This window comes from Curtobacterium aurantiacum (genome assembly GCF_018598555.1).
GTDB lineage: Bacteria > Actinomycetota > Actinomycetes > Actinomycetales > Microbacteriaceae > Curtobacterium > Curtobacterium aurantiacum.
In genome coordinates this window covers 1-23398 of the sequence record NZ_JAHEWN010000030.1, presented here as the reverse complement: position 1 = coordinate 23398, position 23398 = coordinate 1, and the positions used below count along the sequence as shown (strand labels likewise).

The 23398-nt window shown below is 71.0% G+C and carries 23 protein-coding genes; 8 read left to right on the top strand and 15 right to left on the bottom strand.

The window, feature by feature from the left end; translation table 11 throughout:
• Nucleotides 1-565: 565 nt before the first annotated feature.
• Both glpK and KK087_RS16895 read right to left on the bottom strand, forming a co-directional pair.
• Nucleotides 566-2077 (bottom strand): glycerol kinase GlpK, encoded by a 1512-nt coding sequence (gene glpK / locus KK087_RS16900; RefSeq protein WP_214531597.1) that lies wholly within the window; start codon nucleotides 2075-2077, stop codon nucleotides 566-568.
• Nucleotides 2078-2157: 80 nt separating this feature from the next.
• Nucleotides 2158-2883, bottom strand: a complete 726-nt coding sequence (locus tag KK087_RS16895) for an MIP/aquaporin family protein (RefSeq protein WP_214566816.1) — start codon at nucleotides 2881-2883, stop codon at nucleotides 2158-2160.
• A gap of 316 nt (nucleotides 2884-3199) precedes the next feature.
• Here KK087_RS16895 and dhaK point away from each other — a divergent pair, with 316 nt between their 5' ends.
• The 3 genes from dhaK (at nucleotide 3200) to dhaM (ending at nucleotide 5644) form a co-directional block, all read left to right on the top strand.
• Nucleotides 3200-4201: a dihydroxyacetone kinase subunit DhaK gene (gene dhaK, locus KK087_RS16890; RefSeq protein ID WP_214566813.1), complete on the top strand. Its 1002-nt coding sequence runs from the start codon at nucleotides 3200-3202 to the stop codon at nucleotides 4199-4201.
• 61 nt (nucleotides 4202-4262) lie between these two features.
• Nucleotides 4263-4889 (top strand): dihydroxyacetone kinase subunit DhaL, encoded by a 627-nt coding sequence (gene dhaL, locus KK087_RS16885; RefSeq protein WP_214545510.1) that lies wholly within the window; start codon nucleotides 4263-4265, stop codon nucleotides 4887-4889.
• On the top strand, nucleotides 4886-5644 hold the full coding sequence (gene dhaM / locus KK087_RS16880; protein WP_214566811.1) for a dihydroxyacetone kinase phosphoryl donor subunit DhaM: 759 nt from the start codon (nucleotides 4886-4888) through the stop codon (nucleotides 5642-5644). Before dhaL ends, dhaM begins: the two co-directional genes overlap by 4 nt.
• 42 nt (nucleotides 5645-5686) lie before the next feature.
• On the opposite strand, the gene KK087_RS16875 is transcribed toward dhaM, so the two are convergent.
• Complete coding sequence (locus tag KK087_RS16875) at nucleotides 5687-6265, bottom strand: TetR/AcrR family transcriptional regulator C-terminal domain-containing protein (RefSeq protein ID WP_214566809.1); 579 nt, start codon at nucleotides 6263-6265, stop codon at nucleotides 5687-5689.
• A 54-nt stretch (nucleotides 6266-6319) separates the two neighbouring features.
• Here KK087_RS16875 and KK087_RS16870 point away from each other — a divergent pair, with 54 nt between their 5' ends.
• Complete coding sequence (locus KK087_RS16870; RefSeq protein ID WP_214566807.1) at nucleotides 6320-7540, top strand: beta-ketoacyl-[acyl-carrier-protein] synthase family protein; 1221 nt, start codon at nucleotides 6320-6322, stop codon at nucleotides 7538-7540.
• On the opposite strand, the gene KK087_RS16865 is transcribed toward KK087_RS16870, so the two are convergent.
• Nucleotides 7527-8360, bottom strand: a complete 834-nt coding sequence (locus KK087_RS16865) for a helix-turn-helix domain-containing protein (protein WP_214566805.1) — start codon at nucleotides 8358-8360, stop codon at nucleotides 7527-7529. The two genes, KK087_RS16870 and KK087_RS16865, sit on opposite strands and share 14 nt — an antisense overlap.
• A gap of 102 nt (nucleotides 8361-8462) precedes the next feature.
• On the opposite strand from KK087_RS16865, the gene KK087_RS16860 reads away from it, so the two are divergent.
• Entirely contained in the window at nucleotides 8463-9143 is a 681-nt protein-coding gene (locus KK087_RS16860) for an SDR family NAD(P)-dependent oxidoreductase (protein ID WP_214566803.1), read from the top strand.
• Between the two features lie 45 nt (nucleotides 9144-9188).
• On the opposite strand, the gene KK087_RS16855 is transcribed toward KK087_RS16860, so the two are convergent.
• Nucleotides 9189-9641: a GNAT family N-acetyltransferase gene (locus tag KK087_RS16855; RefSeq protein WP_214566801.1), complete on the bottom strand. Its 453-nt coding sequence runs from the start codon at nucleotides 9639-9641 to the stop codon at nucleotides 9189-9191.
• Nucleotides 9642-9828: 187 nt separating this feature from the next.
• On the opposite strand from KK087_RS16855, the gene KK087_RS16850 reads away from it, so the two are divergent.
• Nucleotides 9829-10860, top strand: a complete 1032-nt coding sequence (locus tag KK087_RS16850; RefSeq protein ID WP_214545506.1) for an alcohol dehydrogenase catalytic domain-containing protein — start codon at nucleotides 9829-9831, stop codon at nucleotides 10858-10860.
• A gap of 15 nt (nucleotides 10861-10875) precedes the next feature.
• Here KK087_RS16850 and KK087_RS16845 read toward each other — a convergent pair whose 3' ends face one another.
• From KK087_RS16845 to KK087_RS16820, 6 genes are all read right to left on the bottom strand, one after another.
• Nucleotides 10876-11505, bottom strand: coding sequence for a copper resistance CopC family protein (locus tag KK087_RS16845; protein ID WP_214566800.1), 630 nt, complete (start codon nucleotides 11503-11505; stop codon nucleotides 10876-10878).
• 186 nt (nucleotides 11506-11691) lie between these two features.
• A complete protein-coding gene (locus tag KK087_RS16840) occupies nucleotides 11692-11847 on the bottom strand; it encodes a hypothetical protein (protein ID WP_163343611.1) in 156 nt (51 codons plus the stop codon).
• Between the two features lie 138 nt (nucleotides 11848-11985).
• The gene (locus KK087_RS16835; RefSeq protein ID WP_214566799.1) at nucleotides 11986-12312 is read right to left on the bottom strand and encodes a hypothetical protein; all 327 of its coding nucleotides are present in this window, start codon (nucleotides 12310-12312) and stop codon (nucleotides 11986-11988) included.
• A 63-nt stretch (nucleotides 12313-12375) separates the two neighbouring features.
• A complete protein-coding gene (locus tag KK087_RS16830; protein WP_214566798.1) occupies nucleotides 12376-14769 on the bottom strand; it encodes an excinuclease ABC subunit UvrA in 2394 nt (797 codons plus the stop codon).
• A 91-nt stretch (nucleotides 14770-14860) separates the two neighbouring features.
• On the bottom strand, nucleotides 14861-15313 hold the full coding sequence (locus KK087_RS16825) for an NUDIX hydrolase (protein ID WP_214566793.1): 453 nt from the start codon (nucleotides 15311-15313) through the stop codon (nucleotides 14861-14863).
• 10 nt (nucleotides 15314-15323) lie between these two features.
• Nucleotides 15324-16085, bottom strand: coding sequence for an SDR family oxidoreductase (locus tag KK087_RS16820; protein WP_214545500.1), 762 nt, complete (start codon nucleotides 16083-16085; stop codon nucleotides 15324-15326).
• A 154-nt stretch (nucleotides 16086-16239) separates the two neighbouring features.
• Here KK087_RS16820 and KK087_RS16815 point away from each other — a divergent pair, with 154 nt between their 5' ends.
• Nucleotides 16240-16713 (top strand): NfeD family protein, encoded by a 474-nt coding sequence (locus KK087_RS16815; protein WP_307860135.1) that lies wholly within the window; start codon nucleotides 16240-16242, stop codon nucleotides 16711-16713.
• A complete protein-coding gene (locus KK087_RS16810) occupies nucleotides 16710-17921 on the top strand; it encodes an SPFH domain-containing protein (RefSeq protein ID WP_214531581.1) in 1212 nt (403 codons plus the stop codon). The genes KK087_RS16815 and KK087_RS16810 overlap by 4 nt, the downstream gene beginning before the upstream one ends.
• A gap of 73 nt (nucleotides 17922-17994) precedes the next feature.
• Here KK087_RS16810 and KK087_RS16805 read toward each other — a convergent pair whose 3' ends face one another.
• The 4 genes from KK087_RS16805 to tatC all read right to left on the bottom strand — a co-directional run bounded on the left by KK087_RS16805 (nucleotide 17995) and on the right by tatC (nucleotide 23247).
• The gene (locus tag KK087_RS16805) at nucleotides 17995-18345 is read right to left on the bottom strand and encodes an RNA polymerase-binding protein RbpA (RefSeq protein WP_214531580.1); all 351 of its coding nucleotides are present in this window, start codon (nucleotides 18343-18345) and stop codon (nucleotides 17995-17997) included.
• Between the two features lie 110 nt (nucleotides 18346-18455).
• Nucleotides 18456-20048: an apolipoprotein N-acyltransferase gene (lnt, locus tag KK087_RS16800; protein ID WP_307860133.1), complete on the bottom strand. Its 1593-nt coding sequence runs from the start codon at nucleotides 20046-20048 to the stop codon at nucleotides 18456-18458.
• 11 nt (nucleotides 20049-20059) lie between these two features.
• A complete protein-coding gene (locus KK087_RS16795) occupies nucleotides 20060-22498 on the bottom strand; it encodes a DEAD/DEAH box helicase (protein WP_214566791.1) in 2439 nt (812 codons plus the stop codon).
• On the bottom strand, nucleotides 22495-23247 hold the full coding sequence (gene tatC, locus KK087_RS16790; protein WP_214531598.1) for a twin-arginine translocase subunit TatC: 753 nt from the start codon (nucleotides 23245-23247) through the stop codon (nucleotides 22495-22497). The genes KK087_RS16795 and tatC overlap by 4 nt, the downstream gene beginning before the upstream one ends.
• Nucleotides 23248-23398: the final 151 nt, after the last annotated feature.

Here is a 23398-nt window from a genome sequence, read left to right as displayed (position 1 = left end):
ACCCGCAACCCCGTGCCCGACTGGAGGCCCGTGGCAGGCCCCGCGCCGCGCCTCCAGTCCGCACCGTGCGCGGTCTGCGATCCCGCGCCGTGCGCGGTGCGCCACTCGGTGCGAGCCTGGCGGCCCGGTGCTGCGCTGCGTGCGCGCACCCGGCGGTCACCGCTGCACCCGGTGAACAACACTGCACCGTGCCGTGCCCGCAACCCTGTGCCGGACTGGAGGCCCGTGGCGAGCCCGCCCCGCGCCTCCAGTCCGCACCGTGCGCGGTCTGCGATCCCGCGCCGCCTTCGCGCGAGCCGCACCGTGCGCGGTGCGCCACTCGGTGCGAGCCTGGCGGCCCGGTGCTGCGCTGCGAGCGCGCACCCTGCGGTCACCGCTGCACCCGGTGAACAACACCGCACCGTGCGGCGACGACAACGACGACCGCGCAACGACCGAGCGGCCCACCTCCCGCCACCTCCCGCAACGGACGCAACCGACAGGAGGCCCGGTGCCGGTTCCAGGAACCGGCACCGGGCCTCCCGTCGGTGCGTTCAGTGCACGCGGTCAGCGTGCGCGGACTTCGTTACTGCACGTCCTCGTCGACCCAGTCGAAGGTCTTCGTGACGGCCTTCTTCCACAGGCGGAGCGTGCGCTCGCGCTCGGCGGCGTCGAGCTGGGGCTCCCAGCGCTTGTCCTCCTGCCAGTTGGCACGGAGCTCGTCGAGGTTGGCCCAGAAGCCGACCGCGAGACCGGCCGCGTAGGCCGCGCCGAGCGCCGTCGTCTCCGCGACGACCGGACGGACGACCGGCACGTTGAGGATGTCGGCCTGGAACTGCATGAGCTCGCTGTTCGCGGTCATGCCGCCGTCGACCTTGAGCTCGGTCAGGTCGACACCGGAGTCGGCGTTGACCGCGTCGAGCACCTCGCGGGTCTGCAGCGCCGTCGCCTCGAGAGCGGCACGGGCGATGTGCCCCTTGTTGACGTAGCGGGTCAGACCGACGATCGCACCGCGCGCATCCGGACGCCAGTACGGCGCGAAGAGGCCCGAGAACGCCGGCACGAAGTACACGCCGCCGTTGTCCTCGACGGTCTTGGCCAGGGCCTCGACCTCCGGGGCGCTGCCGATGAGGCCGAGGTTGTCGCGGAGCCACTGGATCAGCGAGCCCGTGACGGCGATCGACCCCTCGAGGGCGTAGTGCGTCTCCTGGTCGCCGAGCTTGTAGCCGACGGTGGTGAGCAGCCCGTTCTCGGAACGGACGATCTCGGTGCCGGTGTTGAAGATCAGGAAGTTGCCGGTGCCGTAGGTGTTCTTCGACTCGCCCTGGTCGAACGCTGCCTGACCGAAGGTCGCGGCCTGCTGGTCGCCGAGGATGCCGGCGATCGGGACCTCGCGCAGCAGGCTCGAGGACTCGACGTGGCCGTAGACCTCGGAGGAGCTGACGATCTCGGGGAGCATCGACTTCGGCACGCCGAAGTCGGCGAGGATGTCGTCACGCCACTGCAGCGTCTCGAGGTCCATGAACAGCGTGCGGGACGCGTTCGTGACGTCGGTCTTGTGCACGCCGCCGTCGACGCCGCCGGTCAGGTTCCAGAGGACCCAGGTGTCGGTGGTGCCGAAGAGCAGGTCGCCCGCCTCGGCCTTCTCACGAGCACCCTCGACGTTCTCGAGGATCCACATGATCTTGGTGCCGGCGAAGTAGGTCGCGAGCGGCAGGCCGACGATGGCCTTGTACTTGTCGGTGTCGCCGTCGGCGAGCTTGTCGACGAGTGCCTGCGTGCGGGTGTCCTGCCAGACGATCGCGTTGTAGATCGGCTTGCCGGTGGTCTTGTCCCAGACGACGGCGGTCTCGCGCTGGTTGGTGATGCCCACGGCGGCGACGTCGTGGCGCGTGATGTCGGCACGCGACAGTGCCTGACCGATCACCTCGCGGGTGTTGTCCCAGATCTCGGAGGGGTCGTGCTCGACCCACCCGGCACGCGGGAAGATCTGCTCGTGCTCCTTCTGCCCGGTCGAGATGATCGAACCGGAGTGGTCGAACACGATTGCTCGGGTCGAGGTCGTGCCCTGGTCGATGGCGACGATGTAGTCGGCCATTGGTGCTCCTTACGGGTGTTCGGTGCGGTGCGTGGTCGGTCGTGCGGAACGACCGCCCACGCCTTCGGGATGGGGGTGGTTCAGCTGACGACGGGCAGCAGGGCGTAGGACAGGCCGGCGGCGAGGGCGCCACCGATCAGCGGTCCGACGACCGGCACCCAGGCGTAGGCCCAGTCGCTCGAGCCCTTGCCCTTGATGGGCAGCAGGGCGTGCGCGATGCGGGGGCCGAGGTCACGGGCGGGGTTGATGGCGTAGCCGGTGGGGCCACCGAGGCTCACACCGATCGCGATCACGAGGAAGGCGACGGGGATCGCACCGAGCGATGCCGGCGTCTGACCGTTGGAGAACGCGATGACCACGAAGACCAGCACGAAGGTGCCGATGATCTCCGTGACGAGGTTCCAGCCGTACGACCGGATCGCGGGGCCGGTCGAGAAGACGCCGAGCTTGGCGGCCGCGTCGGGCTCCTCGTCGAAGTGCTGCTTGTAGGCGAGCCAGACGATGACCGCACCGATGATGGCGCCGATGAGCTGCGCGATCCAGTAGAGGAACATCTCGCCGATGGTGATGTTGCCGAGGATCGCCTGCGCGAGGCTGACCGCGGGGTTGAGCTGTCCGCCGGACTTGTAGGACACGGTGACACCGGCGAAGACCGCGAAGCCCCAGCCGATGGTGACCATCAGGAACCCGGCTCCGAAGCCCTTCGACTTCGCCAGCGAGACGGCGGCGACGACGCCGCCACCCAGGATGATGAGCATCGCCGTACCGACGAGCTCGGACAGGAAATTGACGCCGATGCCGTCCATCGGTGACCTCCAGTGCGTGAGGGTGGGGGTCCGGCCGTGCTGCGCCGCACTCCCCGTTGAGTGATTGAGGCCAACCATAGTGATGCCGTTCGCAGCCCGGCGATGAATTCGTGAGCGAAGGGCGGCATCGTGCACGAACGTGCAGGACGAGTGTCCCCAGCACGATCCCGAGCCGGTGACACGTCCTCGGTACGCTGCACGAACGTGCATCGCCATCGGACGGGCGGCCGGGCCGGCGGGGTAGATTGGGCGCACTCCGGTCGACGACGCGCGGTGTGACCGCCACGGCTCGACCCCGTACCCGTGGAGGCACCGCATGAAGAAGCTCATCAACGACCCGCAGGCCGTGGTCGACGAGACCGTCCGGGGGTTCGCGCGGGCACACGCCGGACACGTCGTCCTGGTCGAGGACCCGATCCACCTGCACCGGGCCGATGCGCCCGTCGCCGGCAAGGTCGGCATCGTCAGCGGTGGTGGCAGCGGTCACGAGCCCCTGCACGCCGGGTTCGTCGGCCACGGAATGCTCGACGCAGCAGTCCCCGGTCCGGTGTTCACCAGCCCGACGCCCGACCCGATCGTCGCAGCGACGAAGGCCGTCGACGGTGGCGCCGGTGTGCTGCACATCGTGAAGAACTACACCGGCGACGTGCTCAACTTCGAGACGGCTGCAGAACTCGCGGCGATGGACGACGTCCGAGTCGAGTCGGTCGTCGTGGACGACGACGTCGCGGTGCAGGACTCCCTCTTCACCGCCGGCCGACGTGGCGTCGCCGGGACCGTGGTGGTGGAGAAGTGCGCCGGTGCCGCCGCCGAGCGCGGGGACGACCTGGACGCGGTCGCCGCCGTCGCCCGGCACGTCAACGACGTCACGCGGTCGATGGGACTCGCGCTCGCCTCGGGGACCGTCCCGCACGCGGGGGAGCCGTCCTTCGTGCTGGCCGACGACGAGGTCGAGCTCGGCATCGGGATCCACGGCGAGCCGGGCCGCGAGCGGATCGCGATGGCTCCGGCCGACGAGCTCGTCGACCGGGTGCTCGAACCGATCCTCACCGACCTCGACGCCCCGGCCGGGTCCTCGCTCCTGCTCCTCGTGAACGGCATGGGCGGCACCCCGCTGTCCGAGCTCTACATCGCCTACCGACGCGCCGCCGAGGTCCTCTCCGACCGCGGCTACGACGTCGCGCGTAGCCTGGTCGGCGACTACGTCACGTCCCTCGAGATGCAGGGGTTCTCGCTCACCGTCACGGTGCTCGACGACGAACTCACGGCCCTCTGGGACGCCCCTGTGGAGACCCCCGCCCTGCGCTGGGGCCGCTGAACCGGGGAGACCAGCACCACGCCACCGCGCCCGCCGGGCCGGACACACGAAGGGAACCGCATTGGCGCTCGACACCGCATGGGCCATCGACTGGGTCCGTCGCACCGCCGCGACGATCGACGAACACCGCGCCGAGCTCGTCACGCTCGACCGCGAGATCGGGGACGGTGACCACGGCGAGAACCTCGACCGCGGCTTCCGTGCCGTACTCGAGGCCGTCGACGGCGGGTCCTTCGACACCCCGGGCGCCGTGCTCAAGACCGTCGCGACCAAGCTCATCTCCACCGTCGGTGGTGCCGCCGGTCCGCTGTTCGGTACCGCGTACCTGAAGGCCGCACAGGCCGCCGGCGATGCCCCCGAGCTCGATGCGGAGACGCTCGTCGCCGTCCTCGCCGCCGCCCGCGACGGGGTCGTCTCCCGCGGCAAGGCCGCGGTCGGCGACAAGACGATGGTCGACGCGTGGAGCCCCGCGGTCGACGCCGCAGCAGCCGCTGCCGGCGCCGGCGACGACCCGAAGGCCGTCCTCACCGCCGCAGCCGACGCCGCGGCACAGGGCGCCGCGGACACCGAGCCGCTCGTCGCCCACAAGGGCCGCGCGAGCTACCTCGGCGACCGCGCGATCGGGTACCGCGACCCCGGTGCGCAGTCGACCGCGTACATCCTGCGCGCAGCGGTGGACGCAGCGTGACCGTCGGCATCCTGGTCGTCTCGCACAGCGCGGCGATCGCGACGGGCACCGTCGAACTGGCCCGGCAGATGGCGGCGGACGTGCCGCTCGTCGCCGCCGGTGGCACCGACGACGGCGGCATCGGGACCTCGTTCGAGGCGATCACGGCCGGCATCGAGGAACTCGCGGACTCGGACGCCGTCGTGGTCCTGTGCGACCTCGGCTCCGCCTACCTGACGACCGACACCGCGCTCGACTTCCTGGACGACGACGTCCGAGCACGCGTCCACGTCTCGCAGGCGCCCCTGGTCGAAGGGACGGTGGCCGCGGCGGTCGCCGCACAGACCGGCGGCGACGCCGACACGGTCCTCGCCGCCGCGGCATCGGCCGCGGGTTCCGAGGCGGACGCGAGCAGCGCCTCCAGTGCGTCCGGTGCGTCCGGTGCCGGTGCATCGGGTGACGAGCCTGGAGGCCCGGTGCCGGTCGACGGGGCCGCTCCCGTCGACGAGCCGGCCGGCTCCGACCGCGTCAGCGCGTCGGTCGAGCTGGTCAACGAGACCGGGCTGCACGCCCGGCCGGCAGCGGAGTTCGTGAAGACGGCTGCGAAGTACGACGCCGCCGTGCACGTCAACGGCGTGGACGCGAAGAGCCTGCTCGCGATCATGGCCCTGGCGCTGCCGAAGGGTGCGACGGTGTCGATCGACGCGACCGGGCAGGACGCGCAGGCCGCGGTCGACGCCCTGGTGGAACTGGTCCGGTCCGGCTTCGGCGAGTGATGCCGTCGCCGGGGGAGGCCCCGGCGACGGTGCCCCCTCCGGTCAGCCGATCGAGATCGTGCCAGCCAGGTCGAGGTCCGACGGGCCACCGGTGACCCCGGCGTCGGCCAGCAGGGTGGCGCCGAACACGGCGCTCCAGAACGTGCGGGCGTCGCGGTCGACACCGCTCGGACTCGTCCAGCCCCGGTCGGCGACGATGCGCTCCAGGTAGCGCTCCGACTGCCGGAAGAGCACGGCGAGCAGCAGGCGCGCGCGCTCGCGCTGCGCCGGATCGTCGCCAGCTGCCGCGAGTGCCCGGACCACGAGCGGCGTCGACGGCATCGCGAGGGCGGTGCGGGCGAGGACCTGCCGGAAGGACTCCGCCGACCGGGCTCGACGACCGGCGGCCTGCAGGCGCGTCGTGTCGCGGAGGAACAGCGCGAACGCGGCGTCGAGGACGAGTCGGTCCTTCGAGCCGTAGTGGTGCGTGATCTGGTTCGGGTAGACCCCGGCGGCCCGGGCGACCTCACTGACGGTGACGGAGCGTGCGCCCGCGCTCAGCAACCCGGCCGTCGCGGCCAGGATCTTCGCCCGCGTCGCCGCGCCGCGCGCCGTGCCGGAGCCGTCCACCGTGGTTGCCATGTCGGAATTGTACGTGGTACAACTCAACTTGTTCAACGTACAAGAGGAGTTCCCGTGGACATCGTCATCACCGGCTACGGCGCGGTCTCACCCTTCGGCCACGGCGTCGCGCCGCTCTGGGACGCCCTGGTGGCCGGTCGCTCCGGCGTCCGGGCCCTGCACCGCGACGGAGCGCTCTGGGAACAGGTGCCGATCCGGGTCGGAGCCGATGCAGCACTCGACGCCGAGGGATCGCTCGGGCGGGTCCGTGCGAACCGCCTCGACCGCAGTCAGCAGCTGGCGCTCGTCGCCGCGGACGAGGCCTGGGCCGACGCCGGTGCCCCCGCGGTGGAGGGCGACCGCCTCGCCGTGGTGATCGGCACCGGGATCGGGGGAGTGGAGACGCTCCTCGATGCCCACGACGTGCTCGGTGCGTCCGGTGCCCGGCGGGTCTCACCGCGCACGGTGCCGATGCTCATGGCGAACGGTGCCGCCGCGCAGATCAGCATCGCGTACGGGGCGCGGGGCGGCGCCTACACGACGGTGTCGGCCTGCGCCTCCGGGGCCGAGGCCATCGCCACCGCCGCGCGACTCATCGCCACCGGTGAGGCCGACGTCGTCATCACCGGCGGGACGGAGGCCGCCGTCACCCCGGTGACGATGGCGTCGTTCGCCCAGTCGCAGGCCCTCGCGAAGCCCGACGGCGACGACCCGACGACCCTGTCCCGTCCGTTCGACGCCGACCGCCGTGGGTTCGTCCTCGGCGAGGGTGCCGGGATCGTCGTGCTCGAACGCGCCGACCACGCTGCCGCCCGGGGACAGCGCTCCCACGGCACGCTCGCCGGGTGGGGGATCACCTCGGATGCGCACCACATCACGGCTCCGCTCGGTGACGGCAGTGAGCAGGAGCGGGCGATGCGCGCCGCGATCCGGATGGCCGGTCTCTCCGGAGCCGACGTCGACCACGTCAACGCCCACGCCACCGGCACCCCCGTGGGCGACGTCGGCGAAGCGGCCGCGATCAGCCGGGCCGTGGGGACCGGTGCCCTCGTCACCGCACCGAAGAGCGCGATCGGGCACATGTTCGGTGCAGCCGGTGCGGTCGAGGCGATCCTGACCCTCCGCGCGTTGGAGACCGGGACCGTCCCGCCGACGCTGAACCTCGAGCGGCAGGACCCGGCCGTCGACCTCGACGTGGTGTCCGGTGCCGCCCGGACCGTACCGCTCCGTGCCGCGCTCGACAACTCGTTCGGATTCGGCGGTCAGAACGCGTCGCTGGTGTTCACCGCGGCGTGAGCTCCTGCAGGCCGGTGACGCGGAGCAGGTCGAGCTTCGCGGCGTCCTCGGAGCCCGGCACGACCGTGTAGACGACGATCCGCAGGTCACCGCCGGGCACGCTCAGCACGTCACAGTCGATCTCCACCGGCCCGACCGGGGTGTGCACCACCTTGCGACTCGCGCGGTGCTCGGCGATCCGACCGGTCTCCCAGCGGCGGGCGAACCCGGGGGACTCCCGCAGCAGCCGCTCGACCAGGTCCGCCAGGTCACGGTCCGCCTGGTAGCGGCCGTAGGCCTGCCGCAGGTCGGCGGCGAGGTCGCTCGAGAACTCCTCCTGGTGCTCGTCGTCCCAGTCCACCCCGTCGCGCTCCTGCATGAAGTGCCGCCAGACCAGGTTGCGCTCGAACCCGACGTACCGCGAGGGGTCGCCGTTCACCGCGGCCCACAGCTCGTTCCAGAGCACGATGTCGTGGGTCGCCGTGAACACCGCGAGTGGGACGTCGCCGAGCCGGTCCACCAGCCGCTGCACGCCCGGCGTGACGTGCCGCGGCACCACCTGACGCGACGGCGGGGCGACGCCGGCGACCCGGCACAGGTGGTCCCGCTCCTCGGACGACAGCCGGAGCGCGGTCGCGAGGGCGGCGAGCAGCTGCGGCGACGGGTTCGTCGCCCGGCCCTGCTCGAGGCGGACGACGTAGTCGACGCTCACGCCCGCGAGGGCGGCGAGCTCCTCACGGCGGAGGCCCGGGGTCCGTCGGCCGGGGCCGGCCGGCAGGCCGACCGCCTCGGGACGCACCCGGTCACGCCAGGAACGCAACACGTTCGCGAACTCGCTCATGTCCACCATCATCGCCCCGCGCCTCCTGTCCGTCCTGGTACTGCCGGTCCCACCGTCGCACCGTGCCTGGGGGAGCCGGGTCGGCGGGGGCAGGCTGGCGGCATGACAACGACACTGATCACCGGGGCCAACCGCAGCCTCGGACTCGAGACCGCCCGCCGCCTGCTCGAGGCCGGCCACACCGTGTACGCCGGTATGCGCGACCCGGCCGGCGGCGACGACGCCCGCGCACTCGGCGCCCACGTCGTGCAGCTGGACGTCACCGACCAGGCGAGCATCGACGCGGCGATCGCGACGATCCCCGAGCTCGACGTCCTCGTGAACAACGCCGGGATCCTCGGCACCTCGTTCGGGGTCGACGACCTCGACGCGAGCGCGATGGCGACCGTGCTCGACACCAACGTCACCGGCATCGTCCGGGTGACCCAGGCCGCGCTGCCCCTGCTGCGACGCTCGGCAGCACCCGTCATCGTGAACGTCTCGTCGGGGGTGGGGTTCCCGCGCTGGCTGACGACGCCGGCGCACGACGAGTACGGGGTCCCGGCGGTGCCGTACGCGGCGTCGAAGGCGGCCGTGATCGCGTTGACCGTGCAGTACGCGAAGAACCTGCCCGGGTTCCGGGTGAACGCGAGCGACCCGGGCTACACCGCGACAGAGTTCAACGGGTTCGGCGGACACCAGACGATCACCGAGGGCACCGACGCCACGGTCATGCTCGCGACGATCGGCACGGACGGGCCGACGGGGGAGTTCCACAACCGCGCCGGGCGCATCGAGTACTGACGGCGCGTCTCCCGCTCACTGGATGCACGGGACGGTCGCGCTCCGTCAGTCGTGCACGTCGGCGCCGAACCCCGGCCCTGGGCGGAGCATCCAGCCGTCCGGGTCGGGGTCGACCTCGTTCAGCCGGCGGAACCCGAACCGCTCGTACAGCCCGTGGGCATCCGCGGTGAACAGGGTGAAGCGCTTCAGGCCGAGCGCCTCGACCGCCTCGGTCACGCCGCGCACGAGGGCGACCCCGACGCCCCGGCCGCGGGCATCGGGGTCCACGAACACGTCGGAGAGCCACCCGAACGTGACCCCGTCGGTGACCACTCGGGCGTACCCGAGCTGCTCGCCGGTCGTCGCGTCGTACACGCCGAAGTTCCGTGAGCCCGCGATGATCGCCTCCTGCGTCGCACGGTCGCGCCCGCGGGCCCAGTAGGACTCCTCGCTGAGCCAGCGGTGGACACGGTCGACGTCGAGGTCGGCGGGGTCGGCGGAGAAGCGCAGATCAGTCACACGACGAGTCAACCGGCGGGCGCGCCTCCGGCGCAACGGCCGATCGGGTCGCGGTGGACCGCTCGCGTGTTCGGTCGCCGTCGGTCTGGAGGCCCGTGGGGACCCCGACGTACGGGTCGCGTCGGGTCGCTGGTCGCGTGGGTGCGGCGCCGGCGTCCGGGCCTGGGTCGTCTGTCAGGATTGCCGCATGCGCGCCGTGCAGTACACCCAGTTCGGTTCCGTCCCCTCGATCGTCGACCTGCCGGAACCAGTCGCGCCGGACCACGGTGTCGTCGTCCGCGTCGCCGCCACCGGTGTCTGCCGCAGTGACTGGCACGCGTGGAAGGGCCACGACGACTCCGTCCGGCTGCCGCACGTGCCGGGCCACGAGTTCGCCGGCGTCGTCGCGTCGATCGGCGTGGACGTGCAGCGCTTCGCCGTGGGCGACCGGGTCACGGCCCCGTTCGTGTTCGCCTGCGGCACCTGCGCCGAGTGTCTCGACGGGGCCACCCAGGTGTGCACCGCCCAGCAGCAGCCCGGCTTCGACCTGCAGGGCTCGTACGCGGAGTCACTGGTCGTCCCGCACGCCGACCTGAACCTCGTCGCGCTGCCCGACACCGTCGGCTTCGCGGCGGCAGCGGCACTGGGCTGCCGGTTCGGTACCGCCTTCCACGCCCTGCACGCGCGGGGCCGGGTGGCCGCCGGGGAGTGGGTCGTGGTCTACGGCTGCGGGGGAGTCGGGCTCTCCGCGGTCATGGTCGCCGTGGCCGCCGGCGCGCACGTGGTCGCCGTCGACGTCTCCGCGGCCGCACTCGAACGCGCCGCAGCGCTCGGTGCCGACACCGTCCTGATGGACGCCGATGCCCTGACCACGGTCCGCGCCCGCACGGGCGGGGGAGCACACGTCTCGGTCGATGCGTACGGCAGTCGAGCAACCTCGGTCGCGGCTGTCGCGTCCCTGCGCCCACGCGGACGGCACGTGCAGGTCGGGCTGCTGCTCGACGATGAAGCGACGCCGGCGATCCCGATGGGTCGGGTGATCGCCGACGAACTCGAACTGCTCGGCAGCCACGGCGCAGCGGTCGGGGAGTACGGCGCGATGCTCGAGGCCGTCGTCAGCGGGCGACTCCGACCCGAGGAGACGATCGGCCGCACCATCGGCTTCGACGACCTGCCCGAGGCGCTCGTCGCGATGGACCGGCCGGCGACTTCGTCGGGCATGACCGTCGCGGTGCTCTGAGGTCGGGCGTCCCGATCAGTCCTGGGGCCGAGCGTCCGCACGCCGGCGGATGCGCACGACGACCGCGCCGATGATCAGCACGGCCACAAGGCCGACGACCCCGAACAGGAGCGACGGACCGCCGTGCCCGTGGGTGTGGGTGCCGGCGCTCGATGCGACTGCAGCTGCCGTGGGTTCCGAGGACGGCGTGGGTGCGGTCGTCGGGCTCGTCGTCGTGGGCGGAACGGTCGGAGAGGCGGCCGGTTCCACCGAGAACGCGTACTGCCCCTCGATCGGATGACCGTCGGGGGAGACGTACCGCCAGACGACGGTGTGCGGGCCGGGGGAGAGCGACACCGCCTTCGACATCGAAGGGCCCTCGAGGGTCACCGCTCCGGTGGACTCGTCCGTCCCGTCGTGGTCACGCACCTCGATGCGGAGTCCGGCTTCGAGTCCGGACAGCGGCGCCTCATTGAAGGTGAGCGTCACTCGCTCAAGGTCAGCGGCGACCGTGGCGCCGTCGGTCGGGTCGCTCGAGATCAGCGCCGCGTGAGCCGCGGCGGGCGGCGCACCGACCAGGACGAGGACAGCGGACGACACGACGGCGAAGAGGAGTCGGATCGTCACCGTGCGGGAGCGGCGCTGGTCGTGTCGGTGAACGTGCACGCGTCAACGCTAGGGATGCGGGGCCGAGCGTCACATCAGCCGAGCGGGCGCGGTCCCGACGGCTGAGTTGACATAATAGGCATTATCGGCGCACTGGCGACCGCACGGGTCGAGCGCTGAGTGAGCAGAAAAGGTCGAGTCCGAAGAACGGACTCGACCTTCTCTGCTCGCCGGGTGACGACGGCGTCAGTCCGCGGGCTTCGTCGGGACGTCGTCGGCGTCGATCTCGAGCGCCGCCGGCTCGCCGCCCTGTTCCTCCAGGGTGTCCTGGTCGGTGTCGGGCTGCTCCGGCGACTCGCTCTGGGTGGTCTCTTCGGCTGGGTCAGGCTGGCTGTAGCTCATGCGTCGGACGGTACGCCCGGGATCCTGAACACGTGCCAGCGCTGCGCCGCGAACGCCCGATGAGCAGCAATGGTCGAGTCCAACCGCTGGACTCGACCATTGCTGCTCACGATGTGGACCCGCCAGGCGGGCCCGGGCTCACGCCTGGGTCAGGATGGCCGCGGTGACGATGTAGCCGATGATCCCCACGACGATGGCGACCACCGAGAGGATGATGCCCGCGAGGATCATGCCCCGGCTGCCACCGCGCTTGCGCGCGAGGACACCGAGCACGAGGCCGACGATGCCCGCGACCACACCGATGATGGCGATGAAGATGCCGCCGACGGTCCCGACGATGCCGAGCACCAGGGAAACGATGGCAAAGGTGTTCGACTGCGCGGGTGCGTTGCCGGGGTTGGACATGGTGGAGCTCCTTCTGGTCAGGACGCCGATCCAGGCCGGGTAGCCGATCGTGAGCGTCATTCGGAACGCTAGTCGGTGCACACGGCTGATGCCCAGATTCGCGACGCGAGTCTGTTCCCCACCTCAGGCCCCGACGTACGCCGCCAGGTGCTCCCCCGTCACCGTCGACCGTGCAGCCACCAGTTCGGCGGGCGTCCCCTCGAACACGATGTGTCCGCCGTCGTGCCCGGCGCCGGGACCGAGGTCGATGATCCAGTCGGCGTGCGCCATCACGGCCTGGTGGTGTTCGATCACGACGACCGTCCGCCCGGCGTCGACGAGCCGGTCGAGCAGCCCGAGCAACTGGTCGACGTCGGCCAGGTGCAGGCCCGTGGTCGGCTCGTCGAGCACCACGACGCCACCGCGGTCCCCGACGTGCGTCGCCAGCTTCAGTCGCTGCCGTTCTCCGCCGGACAGCGTGGTCAACGGCTGTCCGATGGTCAGGTACCCGAGTCCGACGTCGGCGAGCCGCGCCAGGATCGCGTGCGCTGCCGGCAGTGCGGACTCCCCCGCACCGAAGAACGCCAGCGCGTCGGCGACGGACATCCCGAGCACCTCGCTGATGTCTTTGCCGCCCAGGTGGTACCCGAGCACGGACTGGTCGAACCGCTTGCCGTCGCACTCGACGCAGGGGCTCGCGACACCGGCCATCATGCCGAGGTCGGTGTAGACGACGCCCGCGCCGTTGCAGGCCGGGCAGGCGCCCTCCGAGTTGGCGCTGAACAAGGCGGGCTTGACGCCGTTGGCCTTTGCGAACGCCTTGCGGATCGGTTCGAGCAGGCCGGTGTAGGTCGCCGGGTTGCTCCGCCGCGATCCCCGGATCCCGCTCTGGTCGATGGCGACCACACCGTCCCGCCGAGCGAGCGACCCGTGGATGAGCGTGCTCTTGCCGGAGCCGGCGACCCCGGTGACGACCGTGAGCACCCCGGTCGGCACGTCGACGTCGACGTCGTGCAGGTTGTGGGCCGAGGCACCGCGGATCGCGATCACCCCGTCCGGCCGACGGACCGCGGGCTTCACCGAGACCCGGTCGTCCAGGTGCCGACCGGTGACGGTGCCACTGGCGCGGAGCCCGTCGACGGGGCCCTGGTAGCAGAGCATCCCACCGCCCGATCCGGCACCGGGACCGAGGTCGACGACGTGGTCGGCGATCGCGATGACCTCTGGCTTGTGCTCGACGACGAGCACGGTGTTGCCCTTGTCCCGCAGTCGGACGAGCAGCTGGTTCATCCGCTCGATGTCGTGCGGGTGCAGCCCGGTGCTCGGCTCGTCGAACACGTACGTCACGTCACTGAGCGAGGAGCCGAGGTGCTTCACCATCTTCACGCGCTGCCCCTCTCCCCCGGACAACGTGCCGGTCGGGCGGTCGAGCGAGAGGTAGCCGAGTCCGATCTCGACGAACGACTCGAGCAGGTCGCGCAGGCCCTCCAGCAGGGGCCCGACACCGGGGTCGTCCAGGGCCCGCAGCCAGGTGACGACGTCGGTGATCTGCATCGCGCAGACGTCGGCGATGCTGCGGTCCGCGATCTTGGACGACCGGGCGGTGTCGTTGAGCCGGGTCCCCTCGCAGGCCGGACACGTCGTGAAGGTCACCGCGCGGTCGACGAAGGCCCGGATGTGCGGCTGCATCGCCTCGCGGTCCTTCTGCAGGAACGATCGACGGACCCGGTGCACGAGGCCCTCGTACGTCATGTTGATGCCGGCGATCTTCTGCTTCGTCGGCTCGCGGTACAGGAAGTCCTGCCGCTCCTGCTCGGTGAAGTCCCGGATCGGGGTGTCCCGGTCGAAGTACCCCGACTCCGCGTACAGGCGTACGTTCCACCCGTCGGTGCCGTACCCCGGGATCGTCAGCGCGCCGTCCCCGAGCGACTTGGTCTCGTCGAACAGCTGCGTCAGGTCGATGTCGTTCACCAGCCCCCGACCCTCGCAGTCGGCACACATGCCGCCGAGCCGCGTGTACGAGACCTTCTCCGCCTTCGCGTCCTTCCCCTTCTGCACCGTGATCGCTCCCCCGGCGGTCACCGTGGCCAGGTTGAACGAGAACGCGTTCGGTCCCCCGATGTGCGGCTGGCCGAGGCGGCTGAACAGCACGCGCAGCATCGCGTTCGCGTCCGTCGCGGTGCCGACGGTGGAGCGCGGGTCGGCCCCGATGCGCTCCTGGTCGACGACGATCGCGGTGGTCAGGCCGTCGAGCAGGTCGACGTCCGGACGCGCGAGCGAGGGCATGAACCCCTGCACGAAGGCGCTGTAGGTCTCGTTGATCATGCGCTGCGACTCAGCGGCGACGGTCCCGAAGACGAGCGAGCTCTTGCCGGATCCGGAGACGCCCGTGAACACCGTCAACCGCCGCTTCGGCAGGTCGACGTCGACGTCGCGCAGGTTGTTCGCGCGCGCTCCGCGCACGCGGATCCGATCGTGCCGGTCGGCAGGGTGCGCGTCGGCGCCGGTGGGGTCGTCGTCGACCGGATCGGTGTGCATGCGGGTCAGCGTACCGACGGGAGGCCCGTGGCGGGGCCGCCACGGGCCTCCAGTCCGGTGGTGGGCCGGCCGTCAGGCCGTGGTGCGGTGCTCAGACGCCGTGCCGGCGCACCAGGTCCGGCAGCTCGGCGGGTTCGAACTCCTCGTCGGTCACGTCGAGTTCGTCGGCCGTCCACCAGCGCGAGGCGAGGATGTCGACGCGTTCGTCGTCGGTCCACTCGGCGTCGGACAGCTCGAATCCGGGTGTGCGGACGACGTAGAACTCGGCGTGCCCGCGGTCGTGGTCGGCGAGGTCCCACTCGACCGTGAAGTCCCAAGACCAGACCGGCTCGCCCGGATCGTCGATGACGATCCCGGTCTCCTCGCGCAGTTCGCGGACGGCGGCGTCGCGGCGGGACTCCCCCGGGTCGACCCCACCACCCGGCGTGATCCAGCGGTGGGCACCGTCCGACGAGGGCGACTTCGTGTCCATCAGGAACACGCGGCCCTCGGGGTCGAGCAGCAGGATGCGGGAGGTGCGGCGCAGGCCGGGCTTGGCGGTCACGTGAACGACGTCAGCCGACGAAACCGCTGACGTCGCCGACGAGCTTGGTGTGGTCGGCGGGGATCGGCTCGACGGCGGCGAGGGCGATCTCGGCGGCGAACTCGGACACGCTGTAGAGCTTGCCGACCTCCTGCCGACGACCCTCGATCGCGCCGGGGTTCAGGCGGTTCAGCAGCGTCGCGGTGATCGTGCCCTCGATCATGTCGCCGGAGACGACCACGAACTCGATGCCGGCGGCCTCGAGCTGCGGGATGAGTTCACGGAGGGCGAGCTCGCCGGCGCGCTTGCTCTTGGCGACCGGGACGTACTCGTCCATCGTCTCGGCGGTCTCGACGAAGTGCGCCTGGTGGCTCGTGACGAACACCACGCGGGACCCGGCCGGCATGTGCGGCACAGCGGTCTGGAGCATGTCGACCTGGGCGTCACGGTTCAGGCGGAGTGCGTAGTCCTCGCCGACGCCGGACTCCATGCCGCCGGAGGCGTTGAGCACGAGGAGGTCGATGCCGCCCCACTCCCGCACGACGGTGTCCACGAGGGCCTGCACGGAGTCGTGGTCGGTCAGGTCGGCACCGACGGCCAGGGCCGACCCACCGGCCTCGACGACCTTCTCGGCGATCTGCTCCGCACGCTTGGCCTTGTTGCGGTAGTTCACGACGACCTTCGCACCGGCCTCGGCCAGGTACCCGACGGTGTCGGCGCCGATGCCACGGGACGAACCGGTGACGACGGCGCGCTTGTCGGTGAGGGATCCGGGGGCGAGGGGGTTGCTCACAGTCGTGTTCTCCAGGTCTGGTTCCGGCCGGTCGGGCGCACTGAGCCTACCAATCCGCTGCACGGACGTCGGACGTCCTTGATATGTTGAACGGAGTTGTACCGGCTGTCGCGACGCAGCGAGCCGCCGCGCGCGACCGAGGGAGGGAGATCGCGTGAACGGAATCGATTGGATCCAGAGCATCGTCTGGATCGGCCTGGTGTTGCTCCTGGGCGTGGTCGAGATCTTCACCCTCGACTTCATCTTCATCATGCTCGCCGCGGGTGCCGCCGGCGGGTTGATCGCCGCGCTGCTCGGTGCTCCGTGGTGGCTGTCCGCCATCGTCGCCGCGGTGGCCGCCCTCGTGCTGCTCTCCCTCGTCCGACCGCGCCTGCTCGTCGCGCTCGGCCGTGGTGCCGACCCGCACCGCACCAACGTCGAGGGCCTCATCGGGCTCCCCGGCACCGTCGCGGTCGCCTTCACCTCCTCCAGTCCCGGCCAGGTGCGCCTGGCCAACGGCGAGACCTGGAGCGCGCGGTTCGCCGCGGGTTCCGTCGACCGCACACCGCCACTCGGGACCCCCGTGGTCGTCGAGTCGATCGAGGGGTCGACCGCGGTCGTGCGCCTCGCAGAAAGGGCCACCTCGTGAACCTCTCCCCAGGGACGATCGCACTGCTCGTCCTCATCCTCGTCGTCGTCATCTTCGTGATCGTCGTCCTGTCGAAGGCGATCCGGATCGTCCCGCAGGCCACGGCGGGCGTCGTCGAGCGACTCGGCAAGTACCACAAGACCCTCAACCCGGGCCTGAACCTCCTGGTGCCGTTCATCGACCGTCTGCGGCCGCTGCTCGACATGCGTGAGCAGGTCGTCTCGTTCCCACCGCAGCCCGTGATCACCGAGGACAACCTGGTGGTCTCGATCGACACCGTCGTCTACTTCCAGGTGACCGACGCCCGTGCGGCCACCTACGAGATCGCGAACTACCTCGGCGCCGTCGAGCAGCTCACCACGACCACGCTCCGCAACGTCGTCGGTGGCCTGAACCTCGAAGAGGCCCTGACCAGCCGCGACAACATCAACGGCCAGCTGCGCGTCGTCCTCGACGAGGCGACCGGCAAGTGGGGCATCCGCGTCGGCCGGGTCGAGCTCAAGGCGATCGAGCCGCCCGTGTCCATCCAGGACGCCATGGAGCAGCAGCTCCGCGCCGAGCGCAGCCGACGTGCCGCGATCCTCCAGGCCGAGGGCACCAAGCAGTCCCAGATCCTCGAGGCCGAGGGCCAGCGGCAGGCAGCCATCCTCGCGGCCGAGGGTGACGCCAAGGCGCAGGTCCTCCGTGCCGAGGGTGAAGCCCAGGCCATCGCGACGGTCTTCGAGGCCATCCACACGGGTGACCCGGACGAGAAGCTCCTGTCCTACCAGTACCTGCAGACCCTGCCGAAGATCGCCGAGGGCACCTCGAACAAGCTCTGGATGATCCCGAGTGAGTTCACCGAGGCCCTGTCCGGCATCGCGAAGGGCTTCAGCGCCAGCCGCGGCGGCGGCGGCGCCGGACCGGTCGGTGGTGCTGCCGGTGGCACCGACTTCCTGTCCCGCATCTCGAAGCTCGCGAACGAGAGCCTGGCGAACACCGCAGCAGCCGGGTCGGCTGGCACCACCATGCCGCGCGCCGACGCCACCGCCGCGGACATCGTCCCCGAGTCCGACCTCGACGCACGCCTCGCCGAGTCGAACCGCAGTGTCGACGAGCACATCGCGGCCGCCGACGACGCCACCGCCGAGCAGGTCGACGACGCCGCGCAGAGCCCGAACGACCAAGCGTCGGGGCACCGCACCAGCGACGGCTCCGGACGCCGCTGAGCCGCCACACCGCGAACGACGACGCCCGCCCCGGTTCCCGGGGCGGGCGTCGTCGTTGCGTCAGTCGGTGGTGTCAGGCCCCGCGCCGTGCACGGAGGACCTGCAGGCGCTCTTCGAGGAGCTCCTCGAGTTCCTCCCGCGAGCGGCGCTCGAGCAGCATGTCCCAGTGGGTGCGGGGGGCCTTGACGTCCTCCTCGGCGACCTCGACGGGGATCCCGTCGTCGCCGAGCAGTCGGCCCTCGCGGCCGGAACGCGGCTCCGACCAGGTCTGGGGAACGTCGGCGTCGGCCGAGAAGACGATGTCGAACGTCTCACCCGACTCCGTCTGGTAGACCGCGCGCTTGCGATCCGAGAGCTCGACGCCCTCTTCGCTCTGGAGACTCTGACTCCCGAGCCGCATGCCGCGGAGACTCCGATCAGCCATGTGTGTGCTCCTCTCGCTCGTCTGCCCTCCACAACACTGTCCCACGCCCCATCAATCCCGTACCGGCGCATTCACAGTCCGTTCCCAGTGGCTGGGCGCGGCGACCCGGATCAGGAGCGGGAGCGGCGACCCCAGGGCGCGCAGGCGAGGAGCACGAGGAGCCCGCCCAGGGAGAGGAGGAGGGTGATCGAACCGGACAGGATCGACGCCGGCGTGGTGGTGGTGCCGAGCGGCACGTCGGTCACCATGGAGGTCGCGGTGTACTCCGGCACCCGGTCGATCGTGCGGCCGCTGGGGTCGATGACCTGCGACGCCCCGACGGTCGAGATGTTGACGAGCGAGCGTCCGGTCTCGATGGCCCGCATGCGCGCGATCTCGAGCTGCTGCAGGTTCTCGTCCGTGCCCGAGAAGTCGGCGTTGTTGGTCTGCGCGAGGATCACCTGCGCTCCCCCGCGCACCATGTCGGCGGTCAGCCCGTCGTCGACGATGTCGAAGCAGATCGAGATGCCGGCCCGGACTCCGGCGACCGACAGCACGTTCGGCTTCGTCCCGGGCGTGTAGTCGCGCTGCAGCAGGCCGATCAACGACGGTGCGAGCTTGGAGAAGAACCAGCGATCGGGCACGTACTCGCCGAACGGCACGGGCCGTTTCTTGTCGTAGGAGGACTGCCAGCCGTCCGCGGTCCACACGAACGAGGTGTTGTGCAGCACGCCCGACGGCGTCTGCGTGATGGCGCCGGCGACGATCGGGGCGTCGACCGAATCGACCACCGAGTCGAGCGCCGACGCGATGACGGGCTGCTGCCGCGGGTCGTACTCGGCCGCGGCCTCCGGCCAGACGACCAGGTCGACACCCTTCGCGTCGACGTCGGTCGCCGCGACCTGCGCCGCGAGGACGTCGCCGGGCTGTGCACGGTCGAAGTAGCCGGCCGGACCGTTGCCCTGGACTGACTCGACCCGGATGGTGCCGTCCGTCGCGGTCGGCCAGGCCGGCACGGCCAGGACCGCCGCGACCAGCAGCCCTGCCGTCGCCACCCGCACGGGCAGCCGCAGCGTGGCGCCCGGCACGCGGGGCGCCACGAGCGCGAGCGACACCACGACGGCGACGCAGTACACGACGACGAACGACAGGCCGAGCACGCCGACGTACGCCGCCAGGTGCGTGAAGGGCCCCTGGGACTGGGACAGCCCGACCCGCCCCCAGGCGAACCCACCGTACGGCCAGCTCCCCGAGAACCACTCGCGTCCGGTCCACAGTGCGGCGACGACGGCCGGGAGGCCCCACACACGTCCGGCGGTCGACGGCACCACGCGCGCGACCCACCGGTACGCGAGTGCGATGGCGACACTGCCGAGTGCGAAGAAGGCGGCCTCCAACAGCGCGAGCGCGAACCACGGGACCGGGCCCAGGTAGCGGCCGGCCCACGAGATGGCCGGGATCCAGAAGGCAGCGCCGGCGAGGTAGCCGATCCACGCGGCCCGCCGGGCGCGCTGGCCCATCACGGCGAGCAGCATGCAGGCGAGGGCGGGGTAGGCGAGGAACCACCACCCGGGCGACGGGAACGCGAGGGCGAAGAGGATCCCGCCGATGACGGCCAGCGGCAGGGCGGTGCCCAGCGGCAACGCGGCGAACGGGCCGGACGCGACCGCTCCGCCGCCGACGCGCGCGGGCAGCCCGCGCACACCCGTCTCCGGAACCCGCACCGTGCCTCCCGTCAGACCGCCGCGTAGGCGACGATGCCGCGGCGCACCGCGTCGGTCGCGCGTCGCGCGGTCTGGGCGAGGTCGTCGTCGCCGGCGTTCCGGATCTGGTCGAGGAGGTCGATGACCTGCTTCGACCAGCGCACGAAGTCGCCGGCCGGCAGGTCGAGGGTGCGGAGCACGTCGTCGAGCGCCGAGCCCGAGGCCCAGCGGAACATGCCGACCGCCATCGCGGGGGTGGGCGGCTGCGATCCGGCCAGGCGCGCGGCACGCTCGATGTCGTCGAGGCGCGACCAGATGTTCAGGGTCTCGTCAAGCGCTGGACGGAAGGCACCACGGGGCAGCGCGTGCTCCGTGCCGGGCGCGTCCTCGCGTCGCGGCTGGTAGATGATCGTCGCGGCCATGGCCGCGAGCTGCGCCGGGGTGAGGTCCTTCCAGACCCCGGCCTCGAGGCACTCGGCCACGAGCAGGTCGCGGTCGCCGTAGATGCGCTGCAACCGACGGCCGCCGGCCGCCACGGTGGCTTCACCGTCACCGGCATCGACCAGGTAGCCGAGCTCGATCAGGACCTCGGTGACACGGTCGAAGGTCGTGGCGACGGCACCGGTGCGTGACCGGATCTGCTGGACGAGCTTGTCGTTGGCCCGCTTGAGCTTCCACCAGCGCTCGGACCACCGGGCGTGGGCCTCGCGCTCCGGGCAGGCGTGGCAGGGGTGGCGCTGCAGCTGGCGGCGGACCGCCGTGATCGCGGCCTGGCGCTCCTGGCGGGCACCGTGCGAGGCCTCGCGACCGCCGGGCACGTTCGTCCGCTCGAGGTCGGAGAGCTCACGGCGGAGCGCCGAGTACTCGGTGAAGTCGCCGAGGTGGCACTGCATCGCCTCGCGGTACCCGTCGAGCGCTTCCTGCTGCGAGCGGACCTTGCGGGCGAGGTCGACCACGGACCGGTCGGCCTGGAACTGGGCGAACGAGGTCTCGAGGACCTCGCGCGTGCGCTGCCGGCCGAACTGGTCGATGAGGTTGACGGCCATGTTGTACGTGGGCTTGAACGACGAGTTGAGCGGGTACGTGCGACGGCTGGCCAGCGAGGCGACCGCCTGCGGGTCGAGCCCGTCGGTCCACTGGATGACCGAGTGTCCCTCGATGTCGATGCCACGACGACCCGCACGGCCGGTGAGCTGCGTGTACTCCCCCGGGGTGATCGGCACACGGGCTTCACCGTTGAACTTCTCGAGCTTCTCGAGCACGACGGTGCGCGCCGGCATGTTCACGCCGAGCGCCAGCGTCTCGGTGGCGAACACGACCTTCAGGAGCTTGCGCTGGAAGAGGTTCTCCACCACCTCTTTGAAGGCGGGGAGCAGGCCGGCGTGGTGTGCCGCGACACCGCGCTCGAGGCCCTCGAGCCACTCCCAGTACCCCAGGACGGCGAGGTCTTCGTCGAGCAGGGTGCGACAGTGGTACTCCGCCGTCTCGCGGATCTCGTTGCGCTCCTGCACGGTCGTCAGGGACAGGCCCGAGCGCAGGACGTTGCGGACGCCCTGGTCGCAGCCGTTGCGGCTGAACACGAAGAAGATCGCGGGCAGCAGCATCCGCTCGTCGAGCATGTGCGCGATCTTCTCGCGGTGCACCTTCTCGGTGCGCGGCCCGCGGCGTTCCGGGTAGCCACCACGACCGCGACGGCCGCGATGTCCGCCACCGTTCCGCTCACTGCGGGAGCCACCACCGACCATGCGGAGCAACTCGGGGTTCACGCGGTTCGTGGCCGCTGCACCGCTCGAGTCGAACAGGTCGACCATCTTCGAGCCGACCAGGACGTGCTGTTCGAGCGGGACCGGGCGGTCTTCGGAGACGATGACGTCGGTGTCGCCGCGGACGGTCTGCAGCCAGTCGCCGAACTCTTCCGCGTTGGACACGGTGGCGCTGAGCGAGACCAGGCGGACCTCGGTCGGGAGGTGCAGGATCACCTCTTCCCACACGGCGCCGCGGAACCGGTCGGCGAGGTAGTGCACCTCGTCGAGGACGACCCAGGCGAGGTCGTCGAGCAGGTCGGAGTCCGCGTAGATCATGTTCCGCAGCACCTCGGTCGTCATCACGACGACCCGCGCGCGGGGGTTCACGTTGGTGTCGCCGGTGAGCAGTCCGACCTCGGACTCGCCGTAGACGTCGACGAGTTCGGCGTACTTCTGGTTGCTCAGCGCCTTCATCGGCGTCGTGTAGAACACCTTCGCGGTCGGCTGTCGCATGGCCAGCCAGATCGCGAACTCGGCCACGATCGTCTTGCCGGCACCGGTCGGGGCGGCGACCAGGACGCTGCGGCCCTGGTCGAGCGAGTCGCAGGCGGCGAACTGGAACGGATCGAGGTCGAAGCGCAGGTCGGCACGGAAGAGTTCGAGGTTGCGGGACCGGTTGCGGGCCTTGGCCGCGGCGAACCGCTCTGCCGCGCTCGTCCCGCTCACAGGCCGTACTCCTCGTCGAGCTTCGCCTGGCGCTTGGCGAGACGGCGGTCGTGGATCCAGGCGACGAAGCAGGCCGCGATGTACAGCACGGTCATCGGGATCGCCAGCAGGAACATCGAGATGACGTCGGCGCTCGGGGTGACGATGGCGCAGAACACCAGGATGCAGAGGATCGCGACGCGCCAGCTCTTGATGATCGCCGCGGCGGAGAGCACGCCGACGAAGTTCAGCAGCACGATGAACACCGGCAGCACGAACGCGATGCCCACCGCGACGATGAGTTTGATGACGAAGTCGTAGTAGGCCTTCGCGTCGACGATCGAGGTGTCCTGGCTGGAGACGAAGCTGCCGAGGATGCCGACCACGTGCGGCAGGATGTACCAGCCGAAGTAGCAGCCGGCGAAGAACAGCGGGATCGCGGTGCCGAGGAAGCCCCAGACGTACTGCCGCTCGCGCCGGACGAGTGCCGGCACGATGAACGCCCAGATCTGGTAGAGCCATACGGGACTCGCGATGACGACGCCGATGGTGATGGCGATCTGCAGCTTGAGGTCGAACGCCCCGGTGATCATCGGGAAGTTCAGTTCGGCCGTGTGACCGCCGACCTTCGCGAGCTGGGTCACCGGTGCCCGGAGCGAGTCGAGCACCCACGGGGTCAGGAACCATCCACCGATCGCGCCGACGACGATCGCCACGACTGCGCGGAAGAGACGGTTGCGCAGCTCGATGAGGTGCTGCCCGAGCGACATGCGGCCTTCGGCGTCGGTCTTCTGGCGCCCCTGCCGCTTCGCTCGCCCGCGCGCGGTCGTCGAAGCCATGTCGTCGATCTTACGGGGTCGGGACCGACAGTCTGCCGGGGGTGTGGGCGGCGGCGTGCCCGAGGGTCGGGCGGAGGCGGGG

Bases quoted from the DNA above. Each gene is read 5' to 3' on its own strand.
- glpK (WP_214531597.1), bottom strand. From the start codon at position 2,077: ATGGCCGACTACATCGTCGCCATCGACCAGGGCACGACCTCGACCCGA.
- KK087_RS16895 (WP_214566816.1), bottom strand. From the start codon at position 2,883: ATGGACGGCATCGGCGTCAATTTCCTGTCCGAGCTCGTCGGTACGGCG.
- dhaK (WP_214566813.1), top strand. From the start codon at position 3,200: ATGAAGAAGCTCATCAACGACCCGCAGGCCGTGGTCGACGAGACCGTC.
- KK087_RS16875 (WP_214566809.1), bottom strand. From the start codon at position 6,265: ATGGCAACCACGGTGGACGGCTCCGGCACGGCGCGCGGCGCGGCGACG.
- KK087_RS16865 (WP_214566805.1), bottom strand. From the start codon at position 8,360: ATGAGCGAGTTCGCGAACGTGTTGCGTTCCTGGCGTGACCGGGTGCGT.
- KK087_RS16860 (WP_214566803.1), top strand. From the start codon at position 8,463: ATGACAACGACACTGATCACCGGGGCCAACCGCAGCCTCGGACTCGAG.
- KK087_RS16850 (WP_214545506.1), top strand. From the start codon at position 9,829: ATGCGCGCCGTGCAGTACACCCAGTTCGGTTCCGTCCCCTCGATCGTC.
- KK087_RS16840 (WP_163343611.1), bottom strand. From the start codon at position 11,847: ATGAGCTACAGCCAGCCTGACCCAGCCGAAGAGACCACCCAGAGCGAG.
- KK087_RS16835 (WP_214566799.1), bottom strand. From the start codon at position 12,312: ATGACGCTCACGATCGGCTACCCGGCCTGGATCGGCGTCCTGACCAGA.
- KK087_RS16830 (WP_214566798.1), bottom strand. From the start codon at position 14,769: ATGCACACCGATCCGGTCGACGACGACCCCACCGGCGCCGACGCGCAC.
- KK087_RS16805 (WP_214531580.1), bottom strand. From the start codon at position 18,345: ATGGCTGATCGGAGTCTCCGCGGCATGCGGCTCGGGAGTCAGAGTCTC.
- tatC (WP_214531598.1), bottom strand. From the start codon at position 23,247: ATGTCGCTCGGGCAGCACCTCATCGAGCTGCGCAACCGTCTCTTCCGC.